Below are 18,491 nucleotides of genomic sequence, written 5' to 3' on the forward strand. Positions count from 1 at the left end.
CGCGGTTGTTCGCCCGGGATGGTGAGCGGCACTCATAAAAAAGGCGACCTCAGGGTCGCCTTTTTCGTTAGTGCAGGGTCAATCAATAGGTACGGCTGGTGCTCTTGGGGGCATCGGCTGGGGCAATCATCAGGCCCTGGTTGACCTCTACGATGTCTTTCTGTTCCAACACGCCCGCCGCCTGCTTGAGGGCGAGGATGCTGAGGATGTAGTTGTAACGTGCCTCGGAGAGCTTCTGCTTGGCGTCATACAGCTTGCGGGTCGAGTCGAGCACGTCGACTATGGTACGGGTGCCCACTTCATAACCGGCTTCGGTCGCCTTCAGGGCGCTCTCGGCGGAGATCACCGACTGGCTGTAGGCACGGACCGAGCCGATGCTGGCGTTCACGTTGTTATAGGAGGAACGCACGCTGCTCTGCACGGAGCGGAAGCTGCGCTCAAGCTGCTCGCTGGCTGCCACATAGTTGTATTGGGACTGTTTGACCTGGGAGGTCGTCGCGCCGCCGGTATAGAGCGGCAGCTTGAAGGTCAGCCCTATGTTGGCCTGGTTATCGTTACCGTCCGAGTTCATGGTCTCGTCCTTGTAATCGTAATAACCGGTGTTCAGACCGGCGCCCAGATCCAGGGTCGGCTCATGACCGGTCTTGGCCAGATCGATCTGCTCCTTGGCGATGTCTTTGCCGATGCGGGCGCTGTGCAGCTCCAGGTTCTTGTCCAGGGCAACTTCCAGCCACTTGTCAGAATTGAAACCGGTTTTTTGCGGCGTGAAGCGGTCGGTGTTGAGCACGTCCAGATTGCGGTGATCGACACCGGTTAGCTCACGCAAGGCTTCGTAGCTGTTATCCAGGTTGTTTTCGGCATTGATCTCGTCGGCAAGGGCCTGGTCACGAGAGGCTTCGGCTTCGTGCACGTCGGTGATGGCGGTCAGACCCACTTCGAAACGCTGCTGGGTCTGCTCGAGTTGACGCTCGACCGCGGCCTTGTTGGCGCGTACGAATTCCAGGGTGTCCTGGGCATTGAGCACGTTGAAATAGGCCTGGGAGGTCCGCACCATCAGACGCTGGTATTCCAGGTTGTAGGTGACGTCAGACTGGGTGGCGCTCTTCTCGGTCAGGTCCAGGTTGACCCAGTTGCTGCGACGGTAGATGGACTGGTCCAGAGAAAGGCTGCCGGTGGCATTGCCATTGGTCTGGGTGTCGCTCTTGTTGGCCAGGTAGTTGAGACCGGCACCCAGGTTGATCTGGGGCAGCAAGGAGGCGCGAGACTCATTGATCTTCTCGAAGGCCTGGTCGCGGCGGGCCTTGGACTCCAGCAGCTGGGTGTCCTTCTGTTGCGCCTGGGTATAGATGTCGAGCAAGTTTTCAGCGTGGGCACTGGCGCTGAGGCCGAGCAGGACCATGACTGACAGGAGTGTTCTGTTCATAGATTCTCTTAACCTTATGTATTAACTCGAAGCTGCCACTGGATGTAGGAAAGATATTGTCACCAACCAAACTGGATTTCAGCTTAATCGAGTCACTATCTGCAAAATTTCACGAAAGCCGTCCGGTTCTGACCCGAAGAAAAGGAACAAAAACAGCGGGGTTTTTCTCCCGCGAACGCCTAGCCAAATGCCCTGTGACTGCTAAAATCCATCGCTCATCGATATCAAGGGTGAGTGAATGAATGTTCATTCATGAACTCGGATTTTATGGTCTAACCGGGCCAAGTCAAGCCGACGGGAGCAGCAGATGTCGCAGCAAGCCTTGCCAGATACCGTCCATTATGGCGTGGAAGATGTAAAAATCATTGAAAAATCAGTAGGGTATAACGGTTTTTTCAAAGTGAACGTCTATCGTTTGCAGCACAGGTTATTTGCCGGGGGCTGGAATGAACCCATAGTGCGTGAGCTGTTCGAGCGGGGTCATGCCGCCGCGTTGTTGCCCTATGATCCGGTGCGCGACGAGATAGTGCTGGTCGAGCAGTTCCGTATCGGCGCCATCGAGACCAGTCCCACTCCCTGGCTGCTGGAGCTGGTGGCCGGCATCATAGACGAAGGGGAGACCGCCGAAGTTGTGGTGCGCCGGGAAGCGGTGGAAGAGGCGGGTATCGAGGTGGGTCGCTGTGAGCATGCCATCAGCTATCTGGTGAGCCCCGGTGGCAGCACGGAGCGCATCGAGGTGTTCGTGGGCGAGGTCGATGCCAGCCAGGCCCAGGGCCTGCATGGCTTGGCCGAGGAGGGGGAAGACATCCGGGTGCACAGGGTGAGCCGCGAGCAGGCCTATGCCTGGCTCAAGGAGGGGCGTATCGACAACGCCGCTTCCGTCATCGCCCTGCAGTGGCTGGCCCTCAATCACGGTGAGCTGCGTGCGCGCTGGCTGGCTGGGCGCTAAGGTGGCGCTCACCCTGCAGCAGGCTAAGCGCTATGTGCCTGATTTGATGTCCTTGCAGCGTACCTGCGAGGTTAACTATATGGCGTTGATGAAGTTGCTGCCTCCCGGCGGCAGCGTAGGAGCCGAGCGCCGCTATCAGGTCGGCAATGGCCTGCAGTTCCAGCTCACCGTCAGCGAGGAGAGCCGGTTCACCAGTCAGGTGATCCTGGCTCAGCACAACCCTGAGTTACCGGACTATTTGCAGACTCGCATAGAGATTCGTTTGTATCATGATGTGCGAATGGCGGAAGTGTGTGCGGCGCAACAGATTTCCAGGTTGCAACCACGTTATGATTACCCCAATACAAAAATGCACCAACGGGATGAAAAAGAGCAGGTAAATCTGTTCCTCGCCGATTGGCTCAAGTTTTGTCTCAGGCACGGTACCAGTCTGATTAACATCCTCTAGTTGAACCAATAAAAAGAAGCGTGATCTTGGACACAGAGCTACCTCAGGCGCCCGACGGCAGTGTGCGCCTGTTACAGATAACCGATACCCATCTGTTCGCCAGCGGTGAAGGCAGTCTGCTGGCCGTGCGGACCGCCGACAGCCTGGCTGCCGTACTCGAACGGGTTCAGGTCAATGCCCATCCGTTCGACCTTATTCTGGCGACCGGGGATCTCTCCCAGGATCACAGTCCGGAATCCTACCAGCGTTTTGCCTCCATGATGGCGCCCCTGTCGCGCCCCATCTACTGGCTGCCCGGCAATCACGACGACGGCCCCCTGATGACCGAGTACCTGCATGCGGCCGGGATCAGCGAGGCCAAGCAACTGGTGGGGGATCACTGGCAGATCATACTGCTCGACACCCAGGTGCGCGGCAAACCCCATGGGGTGCTTGGGGATCACCAGTTGGCGGCCCTGGATCTGGCCCTGCGCCAGCACCCGGAGCGCCATGCCCTCATCGCCTTGCATCATCAGGCGGTGCCGGTGGGCTGCGCCTGGCTGGATCAGCACAACCTCAAGAATGCCGATGATCTCTTCGCCGTACTGGCGCGCCATCCGCAGCAAAAAACCATCCTGTTTGGCCATGTCCATCAGGAGTTTGACGAGGTACACAGGGGAGTGCGGCTCATCGCCAGCCCCTCCACCTGCATCCAGTTCAAGCCGCTCTGTGAGGGCTTCACTCTGGATGAGTCGGGCCCGGGTTGGCGTTACCTGACCCTGCACCCCGATGGCCGTATCGCCAGCCAGGTGTGGCGCCTGCCCCTGGGCCAGTTTGCACCAGACCCGAATGCCACCGGTTATTGAGGGGCTGATATGAACGTGGTGCTACTTTATCCTTGGGATGTCAACGCGGCGCCAAGGTTGCTCGGAGGGGCACGATGAGTTCAGTGTTGCTTTATCTGCACGGTTTCAACTCCTCACCCGGTTCGGCCAAGGCGCACCAGATGGCCGATTGGCTCGCCGAACACAGGCCCGACATCGAGGTGCTGATCCCGGCGCAGCCCAATACCCCGGCAGCAGCCTGGGCGGCCATAGAGCAGACCATCGCGGCCGCGCAGGCCCGCCACGGCGACCGCCTCAGGCTCGGCGCCGTGGGCAGCTCCCTGGGCGGTTTTATGGCGACCCGGGTGAGCGAGCGCTATGGCTGCCGCGCCGCCTTGATCAATCCGGCGGTACGTCCCCATGAGTTGCTGCAAGATTTCTTGGGGCCACAGACCAATCCCTATACCCATGAGCGCTATGAACTGCTGCCCCGGCACATGGACGAGCTCAGGGCGCTGGCGGTGCCGGTGACGGCACCGGATCGGCTCTGGGTGCTGCAACAGCAGGAGGACGAGGTGCTCGACTATCGCAAGGCGCTGAGCGAGTACTCCTTTGCCCGGCTCTCCCTCGAGTGCGGTGGCGATCACAGCTTCGTCGGCTTCGAGCGTTTCCCGGCCCAGATAGTCCATTTTCTGGGGCTCTGAATCATGGCTCCCGACACCCACCCCCAGTCAGACCCCCAAGAGAGCCATCACCCGGACTCGCGATCCGGCCCAGACCAGCCTCGGCTGGCTTCTTTTCTGGAACAGGTACTGGCCACGGCCCAGGCCGGACTGACCTACTCCAGGGATCCCTTCGACATAGGGCGCTTTCATGCCTTGCGCGATGCCACCGCTGCCCTTATCGCCGAGCAGGGCACGCTGCCGACCCAGAAGATTGCTGACTGGATTGCCCTGGATAGCGGCTATCCGACCCCCAAGCTGGATGTGCGCGCCCTGATCCTCAACGAGCAGGGGCAGCTGCTGTTGGTGCGCGAGCGCAGCGATGGTTGCTGGACCTTGCCCGGCGGCTGGTGCGATATCGGTGACTCACCGGCGGGGGCCGTGGTGCGAGAGGTGGTCGAGGAGACGGGCTTGGTCTGTCGCGCCGTGCAACTGCTGGCGCTGTTTGACAAGCTCAAACATCCCCATCCGCCGCAGCTGCCCCATGCCCACAAGGCCTTCTTCCTGTGCGAGGTCGTGGGGGGGCAACTGCTCACCGAGACGGACGAAACCCAAGACGCCGCCTACTTCCCCATCGACGCCTTGCCCGAGTTGTCGCGCCATAGGGTGGTGGCGTCACAACTGCGTACCTTGCATGCCCATGTGCAGCAGGGGCGGTGCGAGACCCTGTTCGACTGATCCCGTCAGGGCGAGGCCCAGCGGCAAGGAGGCTGCATGATCAAACGCATCGGCAATACCCCCATCGAAGAGACACACAGGGCCAGCTGCCATTGCGGGGCCGTGGTACTGGAGCTCAGTCTGCCGGACGGCGTGGTGGATCCACGCCGCTGTGACTGCTCTCTGTGTCGGCGGCGCGGCGCCATCGTCGCCTCGGTACCGCTGGCGGCGATCCGCATACTGCAAGGGGAAGAGGTGCTGCGCTGCTACCAGTTCAATACTCGCACCGCCCGCCACTATTTTTGCGGGAGATGCGGCATCTATACCCATCATCAGCGCAGATCCAATCCAGCCGAGTATGGCTACAACCTCGCTTGCCTCGACGGTGTCAATCCGTTCGAGCTGGGTGAGGTGCCGCTGCGGGACGGGGTAAATCACCCGGCCGACCGATAAGGGGGCCATCTGTTGCTGTAGCGACCCGAATGGCTGTGTTAACCTTGGCAAGCCTGCCCCGGTGCAGGTCATAACGGGTTTCTTCAGCCCTTCTTCGCCAAACAGGGAGCACGCCAGTGATGACCCCTTCAGCACTGCCCGATCTGATCCTCGGCGCCTCGCTCTATTTTCCGCCCCTGTTCAAGGCGGTGTTGCTCGGGCTGCTCGGCTGGCTGCCGCTGCATCGTCTGGTGCGCGACTGGCTCTATGGCGGTGATGTCTGGCACCCCATGCTGATGGATCTCTCCCTCTTCGTACTCGCCGTGTGCGGCGCTCTCTGGATCTTGCTACATGGCTAAATCACCGCTGGCGACTCTCAAATATCTATCTACCCTGCTGGTCTGCGCCCTGGCGCTGGGGGCCGCCTGGTGGCTGTGGAACTACTACATGCAGGGCCCCTGGACCCGGGATGGCAAGGTGCGTGCCGAACTGGTCAGCGTCACCCCCGAGGTGTCGGGCAAGCTGCTCGATGTCCGGGTGCAGGACAACCAGTTGGTAAAGCAGGGAGAGCTGCTGTTTCGTATCGATCCCGAGCCCTATCGCATCGCCGAACGCAATGCCATGGCCGCTCTGAGCAAGGCGGAGTCCGACTTTGCCAAGGCCAGTCACGAGGCGAGCCGCAGACGCAACCTGGCGCGCAATGTCATCTCGGCGGAGGCGGTGGACGAGGCCAAGCTGAATCAACAGGCGATGCAGGCCGCCTTTGAGGTGGCCAAGGCCAACCTGGCCCAGGCGCAGTGGTCCCTGGCCAAGACAGATATCCATGCCAGCACCGATGGCTACATCACCAACCTGCAAACCCGGGTTGGCAACTATGCCAGTGCGGGGACCCCGCTGGTGGCGCTGGTCGATACCCACTCCTTCTATGTGCTGGGCTATTTCGAGGAGACCAAGCTGCGCCATATTCGTATCGGCAGGCGGGCCGAGATAGTGCTCTACAGCTCGGACAGGCCCTTGACCGGCACCGTGGAGAGCATCGGGCGCGCCATCCATGATCAGAGCCTGGCGTCAGGCTCCGGACTGCTGGTGGATGTCAAACCGAACGTGCCCTGGGTGCGCCTCGCCCAGCGGGTGCCGGTGCGCATTCGACTCGATGAGGTGCCAGCGGATGTCACCCTGATCGCCGGTACCACCGTCTCCATTGCCATCCATGACTGATATCCCCCTGTTTGTGCCCCTGCCGGGCTGCTGCGCGGGCTTGTGCCCTGACGACGGCAGGAGGCGGTGGTGAGGCTGGCGCTACCCCGCTGGCGCCAGAGCCCCTGGGGCAAGGCGAGCGCGGATCAGTGGCGTTATGCCCTGCGCAATGGCCTTGCCATGTGTCTGGCACTCTGGCTCGCCTTCGTGCTGCAACTCGACTCCCCTTACTGGGCCATGACCTCGGCCGCGGTGGTGAGTTTCCCCACGGTGGGGGGCGTCATCAGCAAGAGCCTGGGCAGGGTACTGGGCAGTCTGATGGGGGCCATGGCCGCCATCCTGATCGCCAGTTATGGTCTGGCCGATCCCTGGCTGTTCAGCCTGCTGATCGCACTCTGGATAGGCCTCTGTACCTATGTCTCCAACCACTATCAGAACAATGTCTCCTACGGCTTCGCCCTGGCGGGCTACACCGCGGCCATCATTGCGTTCTCCTGCGTCAACGTCGATGACTCTCTCTACATCTTCGACATCGCCCAGGCGCGAGTGAGCGAGGTGATCACCGGCATCCTCTGCGGCGCCTTCATGATGATGCTGCTGCCGAGTACCGGTGATGGCGAGACCCTGCTCGGCTCCCTGCGCCAGAGCCAGACCCGCCTGCTCGAACATGCCCAGCTGCTCTGGCAGGGGCAGAGCAATGCCGATATCCGCCAGGCCCACCAGGGCATCATCAGCCAGATCCTCACCATGAATGTGCTGCGTATCCAGGCGGTGTGGAGCCATCACAGGTTCAGGCGCCACAACCGGTTGTTCAACTTCCTGCTCCATCGCCAACTGCGCATGACCAGCCTCATCTCCGGGGTACGTCGCCTGCTGCACAACTGGCCAGCGCCCCCTGCCGGGCTCAATGAGTTGCTCGCCGCGTTGCTCAAGGCCCTGGCCGCCCCCGATTGCGACAAATACCGCATCGCCCGCCTGCTGGCGCCCCTGGCCGGGAGTGAGGATTATCGTACTCGGGTGTTCTGGCAGCGGCTGCGCCACTTCTGCTGGTGCTATCTGGAGGCGCAGCGCTGGCTGGACAGGCTGGTGCAGGCCAGGCAGAGAGGACAGGAGGAGCCAGTACAATGGCCCGCCCCCCCCAGACTGGCTTCCCTGACCATGCACACCGACAGCTATGAGGCTGCCTATAACGGCGCGCGCACCTTTCTCTGTGTGCTGCTGGGCTGCATCTTCTGGTTCCAGACTCAGTGGGATGGGGGCAGCGCGGCGCTGACCCTGCTCTCGATCAGTTGCGTGCTCTATTCGGCGGTGCCTGCGCCTCTTAAAAGCGTGACCACCATGCTGCAGGCCATAGTGCTGCTCAGTCTGGTCTGCTTCCTGGTGAAGTTCGGCCTGATGATCAGGCTGGAGGCGCTCTGGCCCCTCATCCTGTTGCTGCTGCCCGCCCTGATAACCATGCAGCTCCTCAAGTTGCAGCGGCCGGCCAGCGCCGCGCTCTGGGGTCAGTTGATCGTGATGCTTGGATCCTTTCTCGCGATCTCGAATCCCCCCAGCTATGACTTCCTGGGTTATATCAACGGCAGTCTGGCCCAGATGCTGGGGGTGATGGTCGCCGGGCTGGCGTTTCAGATCCTGAGACCGAGCTCGGATGGCCGCAAGAGCCGCCGCCTGATGCGCCGTCTGCGCCGGGATTTCATGGATCAGCTGCGCACCCGGCCGCAGCAGAGTGAGCACGAGTTTGAGTCCCGCATCTATCACGCCATCAGCCAGCTCAGCCAGGGCCAGGATCAGCAGGCCCGGCTCTGGGTGCTGCGCTGGGGGGTGGTGTTGCTCAACTGCAGCCACATCGTCTGGCAATTGCGGGACTGGCGCGGGCTCAATCCCGCTCTCTATCCGGTGCGGGATCGCTGCATTCGCAGCCTGAAAGGGATCTTGACCGAGGGGGGCGTGCAGCAGGCACACCTTGCCAGCACCCTGACCGAGCTGACGCGCCTGGATGGGCTGCTCGCCCGCGATCCGGACAGGGAGTCCCGGGCGCTGGCCGGGCTCATCTGGCGGCTCTCCAGCTCCCTCTCCCAGCTAGAGCAGGCGCTGCCCAGCGACTGAGTCGGGTCTGGGTCGGGACGGATTTTCCCTCCTGGCAGCAAGGGGGTTGCAAAGGGATGGCCTCCTGCCTTGGCTGCCATTTCTCTCGATCCGGTCACTCTTTGCCGTCGTCTCGTTTGTCCAAGGCCCTCGCAAGAGTTAAGATTCTCCCCAAACGTCAATTCGCAAGGCCCTCCATGTCCACTCAATACAATGCCGATGCCATTGAGGTCCTCAATGGCCTCGAACCGGTGCGTCGCCGTCCCGGCATGTACACCGACACCACCCGGCCCAATCACCTCGGCCAGGAGGTCATCGACAACAGCGTCGACGAGGCGCTGGCGGGCCATGCCCGTACCCTGGAGGTGACCCTGTTTGAAGACCAGTCCCTCGAGGTGATCGATGACGGCCGTGGCATGCCGGTCGACATCCATCCGGAGGAGGGGGTCTCGGGGGTGGAGCTGATCCTCTGCAAGCTGCACGCGGGGGGCAAGTTCTCCAACAAGAACTACCAGTTCTCAGGCGGTCTGCACGGGGTGGGCATCTCGGTGGTGAACGCCCTCTCCGATCGGGTCGAGGTGACGGTACGCCGGGACGGCCAGGTCTATGACATCGCCTTCGAGCGCGGCGACAAGGTGTCTGATCTGACCATCACCGGCACCTGCGGGCGCCGCAACACCGGCACAAGGGTGCGCTTCTGGCCAGAGGCGCGCTATTTCGACTCGCCGCGCTTCTCGGTCTCCAAGCTGGAACACCTGCTCAAGGCCAAGGCCGTGCTCTGCCCCGGCCTCACCATCAAGTTCCTCGACAAGAACACCGGCATCAAGCTGGAGTGGTGTTACGAAGATGGCCTCAAGGATTATCTGGTCGATGCGGTCAAGCAGTTCACCTGCCTGCCGGAGCAGCCCTTCGTCGGCTCGTTCAGTACCGATCAATCCGCCGCGGACTGGGCCCTGTGCTGGTTGCCGGAAGGGGGCGAGTGCCTCGCCGAATCCTATGTGAACCTGATCCCCACCGCCCAGGGCGGCACCCACGTCAACGGCCTGCGCCAGGGGCTGCTCGACGCCATGCGCGAGTTCTGCGAGTTCAGAAACCTGCTGCCGCGCGGGGTCAAACTGACCCCGGAAGATATCTGGGATCGCTGCGCCTACATCCTCTCCATCAAGATGCAGGATCCCCAGTTTGCCGGTCAGACCAAGGAGCGGCTCTCGTCCCGCCAGAGCTCGGCCTTCGTCTCCGGGATAGTCAAAGATGCGTTCAGCTTGTATTTGAACAGCAACACCGAGCTGGCGGAGCAGATCGCCGAGATCTGTATCTCCAGTGCCCAGCGCCGGCTGCGCGCCGCCAAGACGGTGGTGCGCAAGAAGATAACCCAAGGCCCGGCCCTGCCCGGCAAGCTCACCGACTGCAACTGCGCCGACCCCATGCAGGGGGAGCTGTTCCTGGTGGAGGGTGACTCCGCGGGCGGCAGCGCCAAGCAGGCGCGGGATCGCGAGTTCCAGGCCATCATGCCCCTGCGCGGCAAGATCCTGAACACCTGGGAGGTGGAGGCTGGCCAGGTGCTCGCGTCGCAAGAAGTGCACGACATCTCGGTGGCCATCGGCCTGGATCCGGACTCCGAGGATCTCTCCGGCCTGCGCTACGGCAAGGTGTGCATCCTCGCGGATGCGGACTCGGACGGTCTGCACATCGCCACCCTGCTCTGCGCCCTGTTCGTGAAACACTTCCGCACCCTGGTCAACAAGGGCCACGTCTATGTGGCCATGCCGCCCCTCTACCGGATAGATATCGGTAAGGAGGTGTTCTACGCCCTCGACGAGGACGAGAAGAACGGCGTGCTGCAGCGGGTCGAGGCCGAGAAGAAGAAGGGCAAGGTGATGGTGACCCGATTCAAGGGGCTGGGTGAGATGAACCCGAAACAGTTGCGGGAAACCACCATGGATCCCAACACCCGCCGCCTGGTGCAGCTCACCATGGGCGAGCTGGAGGAGGGGGACGAGACCCTGCAGCTGATGGACATGCTGCTGGCCAAGAAGCGCTCCGGGGATCGCCGGGAGTGGCTGGAAGAGAAGGGCAACCTCGCCATCATCTAAGCCAATGGTGTCCGTCGCCAGTCGACCCGAATTTCAGGCGCCCCACCCGGTGGCGCGCCCCAGCAAGAGCACAATCCTATGAGTGATGCTATCGAGCTCAGTCTGTTGGATGAAGTAGAGCGCCAACCGGCTCTATAACCGAAAGAGAACAAATCTATGAGCGATCTAGAGCTCAGTCTGGACGGGGTAGAGCGCCAGCCGATGCGCGCCTTCACCGAGCAGGCTTACTTGAACTACTCCATGTACGTCATCATGGACAGGGCCCTGCCCCATATCGGCGACGGCCTCAAGCCGGTGCAGCGGCGCATCATCTACGCCATGAGCGAGCTGGGGCTCTCCGCGCTCTCCAAGCACAAGAAGTCCGCCCGTACCGTGGGTGACGTGCTGGGTAAGTACCACCCCCACGGTGACAGCGCCTGTTATGAAGCCATGGTGCTGATGGCTCAGCCCTTCTCCTACCGCTATCCGCTGGTGGACGGTCAGGGCAACTGGGGTGCGCCGGACGATCCCAAATCCTTCGCCGCCATGCGTTACACCGAGGCGCGGCTGTCGCGCTTCTCCGAGCTGCTGCTCTCCGAGCTCGGCCAGGGCACGGTGGAGTGGACGCCGAACTTCGACGGCACCATGAAAGAACCCGTGGTGCTGCCGGCCCGTCTGCCCCACATACTGCTCAACGGCATCACCGGCATCGCGGTGGGCATGGCGACCGACATTCCGCCCCACAACGCCCGGGAAGTGGCCCATGCCTGCGTGGAGCTGCTCGACAACCCCAATGCGGGGCTGGATGTGTTGATGCAACACATCCAGGGGCCGGACTACCCGACCAATGCCGAGATCATCACCCCGCGCGATGATATCCGCAAAATCTACGAGACTGGCAAGGGCTCCATCAAGCAGCGGGCGGTGTGGAACGAGGAGGATGGCGACATCGTCATCACGGCGCTGCCCCATCAGGCCTCAGGCGCCAAGATCATGGAGCAGATCGCCGCCCAGATGGTGGCCAAGAAGCTGCCCATGGTCACCGACCTGCGCGACGAATCGGATCATGAGAACCCGACCCGTCTGGTGATCATCCCCCGCTCCAACCGGGTGGATGTGGAGGCGCTGATGGCCCACCTGTTCGCCACCACGGACTTGGAGAAGAACTACAGGGTCAACCTCAACATCCTGGGGCTGGACAACAGACCCCAGGTGAAGACCCTCAAGATGATCCTCGCCGAGTGGATTGTCTTCCGTCGCGAGACGGTGCGTCGCCGTCTGCAGTATCGCCTCGACAAGGTGCTGGCTCGCCTGCACATCCTCGAAGGCTTGCTGGTGGCCTACCTCAACATCGACGAGGTGATCGAGATCATCCGTACCGAGGATGAGCCGGGCAGGGTGATGGTGGAGCGCTTCAACATCAGCGAGACCCAGGCCGAGGCGATCCTCGAGCTCAAACTGCGCCATCTGGCCAAGCTGGAAGAGTTCAAGCTGCGCGCCGAACAGGACGAGCTGGCCATAGAGCGCGACAAGCTGGAACTGCTGCTGGGCTCGGAGCGCCGCCTCAATACCCTGCTCAAGAAAGAGCTGCTGGCGGATGCCGAGAAGTACGGCGACGATCGCCGCACCCCGCTGGTGGAGCGTGCCACCGCTGTGGCCCTGACCGAGAAGGAGCTGACCCCGAGCGAGCCGGTCACCGTCATCCTCTCAAGCTCTGGCTGGGTGCGGGCCGCCAAGGGCCACGACGTGGACGTGGAAGGCCTCTCCTACAAGGCGGGGGATGGTTATCTGGCCCACGCCTGTGGCCGCAGCAACCAGCAGGCGGTGTTCCTCTCAAGCCTTGGCAGAACCTACGCGCTGGAGGCCCATGGTCTGCCATCGGCCCGCAGTCAGGGGGAGCCGCTCACCGGCCGCTTCGCCCTGGGGGCTGGGGAAGAGGTGCGCCATCTGGTGATGGGCAACGAGGGTGAACCCTATCTGATCTGTTCCGATGCCGGTTATGGCTTCGTCTGCACCTATGACGATCTCATCGGCAAGAACAAGAACGGCAAGGCGCTGCTCAGCGTGCCGGAGGGGGGCCTGGTGATGGCGCCCCAGAAGATTGGCTCGCCGGAAACCGACCTCTGCATGGCCATCTCCAATGAGGGGCGCATGCTGCTGTTCCCGCTCAGCACCCTGCCGGTGCTCGGCAAGGGCAAGGGCAACAAGCTCATTAGCATCCCCTCCGCTCGCGTCAAGGCGCGGGAAGAGTTTATGGTGATGGCCGCCATTATCCCGCAGGGGCAATATGTCACCCTGTTTGCCGGCAAGCGCAAGCTGACCCTCAAACCTTCGGATCTGGACTACTACCGCGGCGAGCGCGGCCGCCGCGGCGCCAAGCTGCCAAGAGGCTTGCAGCGGGTGGATAGGATAGAAATAGAACCCGCCGCCGGCGAGACGGTAGTGGGGGACAATCAGGAAGGGTAATGGTAAAGAAGAGAGCGACTAGTCGCTCTCTTTCGCATTGAGTGGATGAGTTGAGATTTATGCTATCACTGCTTATTGTGGAAGATATTGGACTTCCTAAACCTAACCCAGTCACACTTGAAAAAATAACTAATTTCAATCAAGCACTTAACAAGCAACCATCTATTGTCAACCATGTCAGCAACAATGTGATGGCCGTCACAGACTCGAGCGGGCCTTAATGATTATTATGTAAATACCACCTTAATCCTGAGGTGGAATATAAAATCCATAAGGAATGTGAATATGTCTATGAAGAATAAAGTGCTGAGTGCTATCTCTATCACCATCAAGGGTATTTCTTCTTTTAATCCTCCGCGTTTGGTTCGTGCTAACTCTGCCTTCCAAAAAAATTAATTTTGGTGTCATTTAAGTGGGCGGATTATACCGCCCATTTTTCAACGAGGAAACACATGTGATCAAATTAGCAGAGGATTTATTCTCTCTGTATGAGAGAAATGAAATTACTATTTGTGAAAAATATAGGGGGATTGTCCTAGATAATCTTATTGCAGATTTATCTTACACATCTCCAATCATGGAAGGGATTGTTAGAACCGTCTTCAATAGCAAAAAAATGATGGCTTTCAATCTTATTCAAAATGCGATAGATGAAGCTAAAGGTGCTGCGCGAGTAAGGATAATTGCAGAACGATATGCCGATAAAGAACTTCGTGAGAAAATGCTAAAGCATGTCAATGATGAAATGAATCATTCGTCCATGTTTGCAGAGTTAGTGCAATACACAGGGTATGAAGTAGAAACAGAGGACTTTTCTGAACATGCTGAAGAAATAAATTCTGTTTTTGACTTTGATGATGATCTCAAACAGTTTATTTGTCGAGTGCATTCAATAGAGGTGCGTTCGTGGACTATGTTACGACACTATTTGAATGTTCTTAATGAACTTCAAGATGAAAAATTGTTAAAAATGAAGCCTGCAATTGAAAAAATAATGCGTGATGAAATCAATCATGTTTGCTATACCGGCCAGACTGTAAGTAATTGGCTTGAGGAAGATGAGTCCCTCTGTCAGATATTTGTAGAGTGCATTAATCACACGAATAAAGAGACTTGGCAGGATCTAACTAATATGAGTCAATTTATGTATGACAATATTGCTGAAATCATGAAAGAGGCAGCATAAATGTTATGGCTCAATGATGTTTTCAGGAAGTCCAATACGGGCTTCCTTATCTGGATCGGTGCTGCTGTAGCCATATCTAATACAGGATGGCGAGTGGTCATGAACAACTTTGCGGTTGATGTTGTTGGAATGGATGGAGATACACTTGGGGTCTTACAAAGCCTTAGGGAAATTCCTGGATTGCTTGCATTTACAGTTTTATTTTGGTTGATGTTTATTAAAGAGCAGAGAATGGCAATTATATCATTGGCCATTCTTGGTATTGGCGTATCTATAACTGGCATGTTTCCGAGTATTTACGGATTTTATTTTACGACCGTGATAATGTCGATAGGATTCCATTATCTAGAGTCATTGAGCTCTTCATTAACTACGCAGTTCTATACTCAATCAGAGTTTAATGAAAGAATGGGCCAGCTAAGGTCAGCTGATTCATTTTTTGGAATCATTGGTTTTGTTTTGATATTATCAATGCTGAACATATTTAATGTTACATTAAATATTGTATTTCTTGCCAGTGGAGTAAGTGCCGTATTAATAGCTCTGTATTTATCCACATTTCAACAAATAAAGACGACAACGCCACCTCAAAAAAACAAACCTGTGTTGAGAAAAAAATATAAGCTTTACTATCTACTTACTTTCCTCGCTGGTGCAAGGCGGCAAATATTTGTCGTGTTTGCAGGATTCCTGTTGGTTGAGAAATTTAATTTCAGTGCTTCAAATATGGCTGTGTTATTTTTCATCGCTCACATAGTAACTGTTTTTTTTGCACCAAAGATCGGTGTATTGGTAACTAGGTTGGGTCCAAAAAGAACCCTCTCCTTAGAGTATATAATCATTACACTTATCTTCATTTTATACTCACAAGTAGAAAGCCAAGCAAGTGCGTCTATATTATATATACTGGATGCTTTGGCATTTTCATTGTCAATAGCATTGAGAAGTTATTTCAAGTCAATAGCGACGCCCGATGATATATCCGCTACGACAAGTGTATCTTTTACAATAAACCACATTGCTGCAGTGTTTTTACCATTTATTCTTGGCGCAATATGGATAGAGGACTATAAGATTGTATTCTATACCGGTGCTGCATTCTCTATTGCAAGTGTTATAGTGGTCCAATTTATCAGAAAAGAACATGAGTATGATCCTGTGCACGGAAAGTTAACATCAGGGTTGTAGGTCTGATTAGCGAAACCTAATCAGATGTTCGCGAAAACTGGTTGCCAGCTTTCCTGCTGGCAACCCCTCTTATCTGCCATCTGCCATCTGCCATTTGCCATTTGCCGCAGAAAAAAACAAAAAACTGGGACACCCACCTTTTTGACAAAGGTGTAGAGCTGTACTTGGCTTGAGGAGTCACTGTCGAGGGATGCGCCATGACCATTGCCCGTTCACGTCAAATCAGTTTGCAGGATACGCCTTACTACCACGTGGTCAGGGCCGTAGGTTTGATTAGCGAAGCGTAATCAGACGTTCGCGAAAACAGGTTGCCGCCATTCTGCTGGTCATCCATCTGCTCTCTATATCCATAGCCACGGAGCTTGCGTTGCGGCCGATTACGCTGCACTAATCGACCCTACTTGATTCAACTCTCTGCTGCTTGCCGATTGTTGCAGCCTTGATGGCTTGCTCCCCCTCATCCCCAGCCCTTCTTCCCTTGTTGATGGAAAAAGTGGGAGAAGCAAGGGCCGTAGGTTTGATTAGCGAAGCGTAATCAGACGATCGCGAAAACCGATTGCCTCAATGTTGTCGGTATTTTTATTTCTCCGCCCCCTTATCCCCAGCCCTTCTCCCCTTGGGAGAGGGCTAGGGTGAGGGGAGGTAACCATAGGGTGCAATGAACAACGTGAATTGCACTGTTATTGACCCCGCGAGGTTGCCGGTGCAATGCGCTTCGCTTATTGCACCCTACGTCCTTTCTCTTTTGCCTGCTTGCGACCGGATAACCGGTGCGGCCGATTACGCTTCGCTAATCGACCCTACTTGCCTCTGTTTTATTTAAGGCTCTGTTGCTGGTCGATGGCTTCTGCTGTGGTGGCTTGCTCTCCCCTTTGCCAATTGCCACAGGTCAAGGAAATGGCCGATTAGGCCCCGCAAGTCGCCTCTGCTCGCTAACCTTGAAGGGAGTAGCACAGTGCCAGGAGGCCAGACATGGAAACGGAGAAAGCCATAGGGCTTATCGAGGCTCACGGGGCCTTTAACGGGGATCACTACAGCTTCAACAGCGACGAGTTCGTGCAGTGGTGCCAGCAGGATGCCCACCAGACCCTCAGCCTGGAGCAGGCCAATCACGAGCTTGCCCCCTTCTGCATCCGGGTCGGCTATGCAGAGCCGAGCAGGTCGTGGCGTTACTATCTCACCTGATGCCCATCCGACGCAGGCAAAGGCGAGGCAAGGGCCTCGCCTTTTCTATGGGCTGGGTAATGACGAAAGGAGCCAGCAAGGCTCCTTTCTTGTGATCATGCCCCGGCCTGTTGCCGGTCTTATATGCCAGCCTGGCCAGCACGCAGCAGCACCATGACGGTAAACAGCAGCCAGTCGTTGATGATGTGCGCGCCGGTCGATACCCAGATATTTTTGGTGATGAGGTAGCCACTGAGCAGCACTATACGGGCCGTCCCAATCACCAAAAAACATTGCAGAAAATTCCAGTCATAAGTGGGCAGGTGCATGGCCCCGAAGATAAGGGCGGTGCAGAGCCAGGCGGTGATGATGGCGGACTTGCGGCTCAGGCTGAGCTTGGTGTGACAAAACCAGAGGATGGCCAGAAAAGGCAGTATGGAGACCACCTCCTCGCCAAAGAGCTGGGGCGCCGTTTTTACATAAAAGAGGATGCGCGCCGTATTGGAGGCCTCTGCCAGCATGGCGCTGACCGGGTTTTCACTCATCTTGAACAGGTGCTGCAGTAGCAAGGCAACGGCGACCGAAACCAGGATGTTGACGCCGGCAATCGCCAGCATCAAGAGGAGATCCCGCCCCGTCGGCGTTCGAAACAGTGCCCGCCATGCTGGACCCGCCACCATGGCGAGCACGACCAGGGGGATGAGAGGAAACAGGATGGCGGGGACAAAGCCGCCCGCCGTGGTTTTATAAAACGCTATGGGGGCCGTCAGCACGGCAAAACCCAGCGCCACGCCAAGCAGGATCAGCACCCAGCTGCGGCCAGACAGGGCATTCGGGGACTGGCGATAAAAGGGGAAGTCTCCGGCACTTTTGCGCTCGAAGCCATAGCAATCAACGTCGTTCAATTCCGGCATTGCTGCTGATTGCTGCTCACCCATGCTGACCCCCGATAGTTCATTCAGTTGGCATGGAGACAACCCTACACCAAGTGGGGCACCTGAGCGGCCACGCCAGCCTCTTTATTTAACGGCCAATCATCAAGCTGTTATTGCGGCCTTCCTGGCCGTCGTCTCTTCAGCCCCTGGCATCATGATGCGCTCCACCAATGTCACCTATGTTGCCGGTGCCATGGGCTGCGCTTATTGCATCGCCGAAGTATTAATTATTGAAATTCCAGGCGATGGGCAGCTCAAAATCGAAGACAAGCTCATCCCCTTCCAGGCGAAAGGCCACGCTGGTCTGGTGCTGGTCATATTCGTTGATGATGAGGCAGCTCTCGGCGAAGTTGGACTCGTAGTTGAGGTGGGCCAGCCCCTTGCTGCCATCTTCATCGAGTTCGATGCTCAGCACCCGCAGCGGGTTCTGCTGGCTCAGGTTGACTCTGGTGTCCCCCACATCCACTAGCCGCTCCAGCAGGGGGAAGAAGTCCTGCTTGTGGGCCTCGATGGCTTGGGCGATGGCCTGCTTCAACGCGGTTTGACTGGCAAAGGGGCCGGGGAGGCGATATTGAGTCTGGATGCGTTCCTGGGTCATGTTCTTCTCCTTGAGAGGTTGTCTTGAATGAGCTCGCGGGGCTTGGGTTGTGAAAATATGGGTTGCGAAACTATGGGTTGCGAAAATATGGGTTGCGAACGTAGGGGCTCTGAGAGTATGCCCATAACCCTATGTAGCGAAAGCTCGGGGTTAGAGTCCCATGTTG

General features: G+C 57.9%; 17 protein-coding genes. 14 read left to right on the top strand and 3 right to left on the bottom strand.

Annotated features, from left to right (window positions below):
• Positions 1 to 82 precede the first annotated feature (82 nt).
• A complete protein-coding gene (tolC, locus tag M2367_RS12790) occupies positions 83 to 1,423 on the bottom strand; it encodes an outer membrane channel protein TolC (protein ID WP_224431981.1) in 1,341 nt (446 codons plus the stop codon).
• A gap of 307 nt (positions 1,424 to 1,730) precedes the next feature.
• Between tolC and nudF the strand changes: the two genes are divergently transcribed.
• The 14 genes from nudF (at position 1,731) to M2367_RS12860 (ending at position 16,813) form a co-directional block, all read left to right on the top strand.
• Positions 1,731 to 2,372, top strand: a complete 642-nt coding sequence (nudF, locus tag M2367_RS12795; RefSeq protein WP_224431982.1) for an ADP-ribose diphosphatase — start codon at positions 1,731 to 1,733, stop codon at positions 2,370 to 2,372.
• A gap of 1 nt (position 2,373) precedes the next feature.
• The gene (locus tag M2367_RS12800) at positions 2,374 to 2,820 is read left to right on the top strand and encodes a DUF1249 domain-containing protein (protein WP_259236886.1); all 447 of its coding nucleotides are present in this window, start codon (positions 2,374 to 2,376) and stop codon (positions 2,818 to 2,820) included.
• A 26-nt stretch (positions 2,821 to 2,846) separates the two neighbouring features.
• The gene (cpdA, locus tag M2367_RS12805; protein WP_259236887.1) at positions 2,847 to 3,665 is read left to right on the top strand and encodes a 3',5'-cyclic-AMP phosphodiesterase; all 819 of its coding nucleotides are present in this window, start codon (positions 2,847 to 2,849) and stop codon (positions 3,663 to 3,665) included.
• 74 nt (positions 3,666 to 3,739) lie between these two features.
• Positions 3,740 to 4,327, top strand: coding sequence for a YqiA/YcfP family alpha/beta fold hydrolase (locus tag M2367_RS12810; protein WP_224431985.1), 588 nt, complete (start codon positions 3,740 to 3,742; stop codon positions 4,325 to 4,327).
• An 84-nt stretch (positions 4,328 to 4,411) separates the two neighbouring features.
• A complete protein-coding gene (locus tag M2367_RS12815; RefSeq protein ID WP_259236943.1) occupies positions 4,412 to 5,023 on the top strand; it encodes an NUDIX hydrolase in 612 nt (203 codons plus the stop codon).
• Positions 5,024 to 5,059: 36 nt separating this feature from the next.
• On the top strand, positions 5,060 to 5,455 hold the full coding sequence (locus tag M2367_RS12820; protein ID WP_259236888.1) for a GFA family protein: 396 nt from the start codon (positions 5,060 to 5,062) through the stop codon (positions 5,453 to 5,455).
• A 119-nt stretch (positions 5,456 to 5,574) separates the two neighbouring features.
• Positions 5,575 to 5,793 (top strand): DUF1656 domain-containing protein, encoded by a 219-nt coding sequence (locus M2367_RS12825; protein WP_005894245.1) that lies wholly within the window; start codon positions 5,575 to 5,577, stop codon positions 5,791 to 5,793.
• Positions 5,786 to 6,652 carry an HlyD family secretion protein gene (locus M2367_RS12830; RefSeq protein ID WP_042041693.1) on the top strand — a complete coding sequence of 289 codons (867 nt, stop codon included), beginning with the start codon at positions 5,786 to 5,788 and terminating at the stop codon, positions 6,650 to 6,652. The genes M2367_RS12825 and M2367_RS12830 overlap by 8 nt, the downstream gene beginning before the upstream one ends.
• Before the next feature lie 75 nt (positions 6,653 to 6,727).
• Positions 6,728 to 8,737, top strand: coding sequence for an FUSC family protein (locus M2367_RS12835; RefSeq protein ID WP_259236944.1), 2,010 nt, complete (start codon positions 6,728 to 6,730; stop codon positions 8,735 to 8,737).
• Positions 8,738 to 8,913: 176 nt separating this feature from the next.
• Positions 8,914 to 10,809: a DNA topoisomerase IV subunit B gene (gene parE, locus M2367_RS12840; protein WP_259236889.1), complete on the top strand. Its 1,896-nt coding sequence runs from the start codon at positions 8,914 to 8,916 to the stop codon at positions 10,807 to 10,809.
• Between the two features lie 156 nt (positions 10,810 to 10,965).
• Positions 10,966 to 13,254 (top strand): DNA topoisomerase IV subunit A, encoded by a 2,289-nt coding sequence (gene parC, locus M2367_RS12845; protein ID WP_259236890.1) that lies wholly within the window; start codon positions 10,966 to 10,968, stop codon positions 13,252 to 13,254.
• A 454-nt stretch (positions 13,255 to 13,708) separates the two neighbouring features.
• On the top strand, positions 13,709 to 14,440 hold the full coding sequence (locus tag M2367_RS12850; RefSeq protein WP_259236891.1) for a ferritin-like domain-containing protein: 732 nt from the start codon (positions 13,709 to 13,711) through the stop codon (positions 14,438 to 14,440).
• Entirely contained in the window at positions 14,441 to 15,628 is a 1,188-nt protein-coding gene (locus M2367_RS12855) for an MFS transporter (RefSeq protein ID WP_259236892.1), read from the top strand.
• A 972-nt stretch (positions 15,629 to 16,600) separates the two neighbouring features.
• The gene (locus M2367_RS12860; protein ID WP_259236893.1) at positions 16,601 to 16,813 is read left to right on the top strand and encodes a hypothetical protein; all 213 of its coding nucleotides are present in this window, start codon (positions 16,601 to 16,603) and stop codon (positions 16,811 to 16,813) included.
• A 119-nt stretch (positions 16,814 to 16,932) separates the two neighbouring features.
• On the opposite strand, the gene M2367_RS12865 is transcribed toward M2367_RS12860, so the two are convergent.
• Positions 16,933 to 17,730 carry a CPBP family intramembrane glutamic endopeptidase gene (locus tag M2367_RS12865; RefSeq protein WP_259236894.1) on the bottom strand — a complete coding sequence of 266 codons (798 nt, stop codon included), beginning with the start codon at positions 17,728 to 17,730 and terminating at the stop codon, positions 16,933 to 16,935.
• A 220-nt stretch (positions 17,731 to 17,950) separates the two neighbouring features.
• A complete protein-coding gene (locus tag M2367_RS12870) occupies positions 17,951 to 18,325 on the bottom strand; it encodes a hypothetical protein (RefSeq protein ID WP_259236895.1) in 375 nt (124 codons plus the stop codon).
• Between the last annotated feature and the right edge of the window lie 166 nt (positions 18,326 to 18,491).

This window comes from Aeromonas sp. BIGb0445 (assembly GCF_024809075.1).
Classification (GTDB): domain Bacteria; phylum Pseudomonadota; class Gammaproteobacteria; order Enterobacterales; family Aeromonadaceae; genus Aeromonas; species Aeromonas rivuli.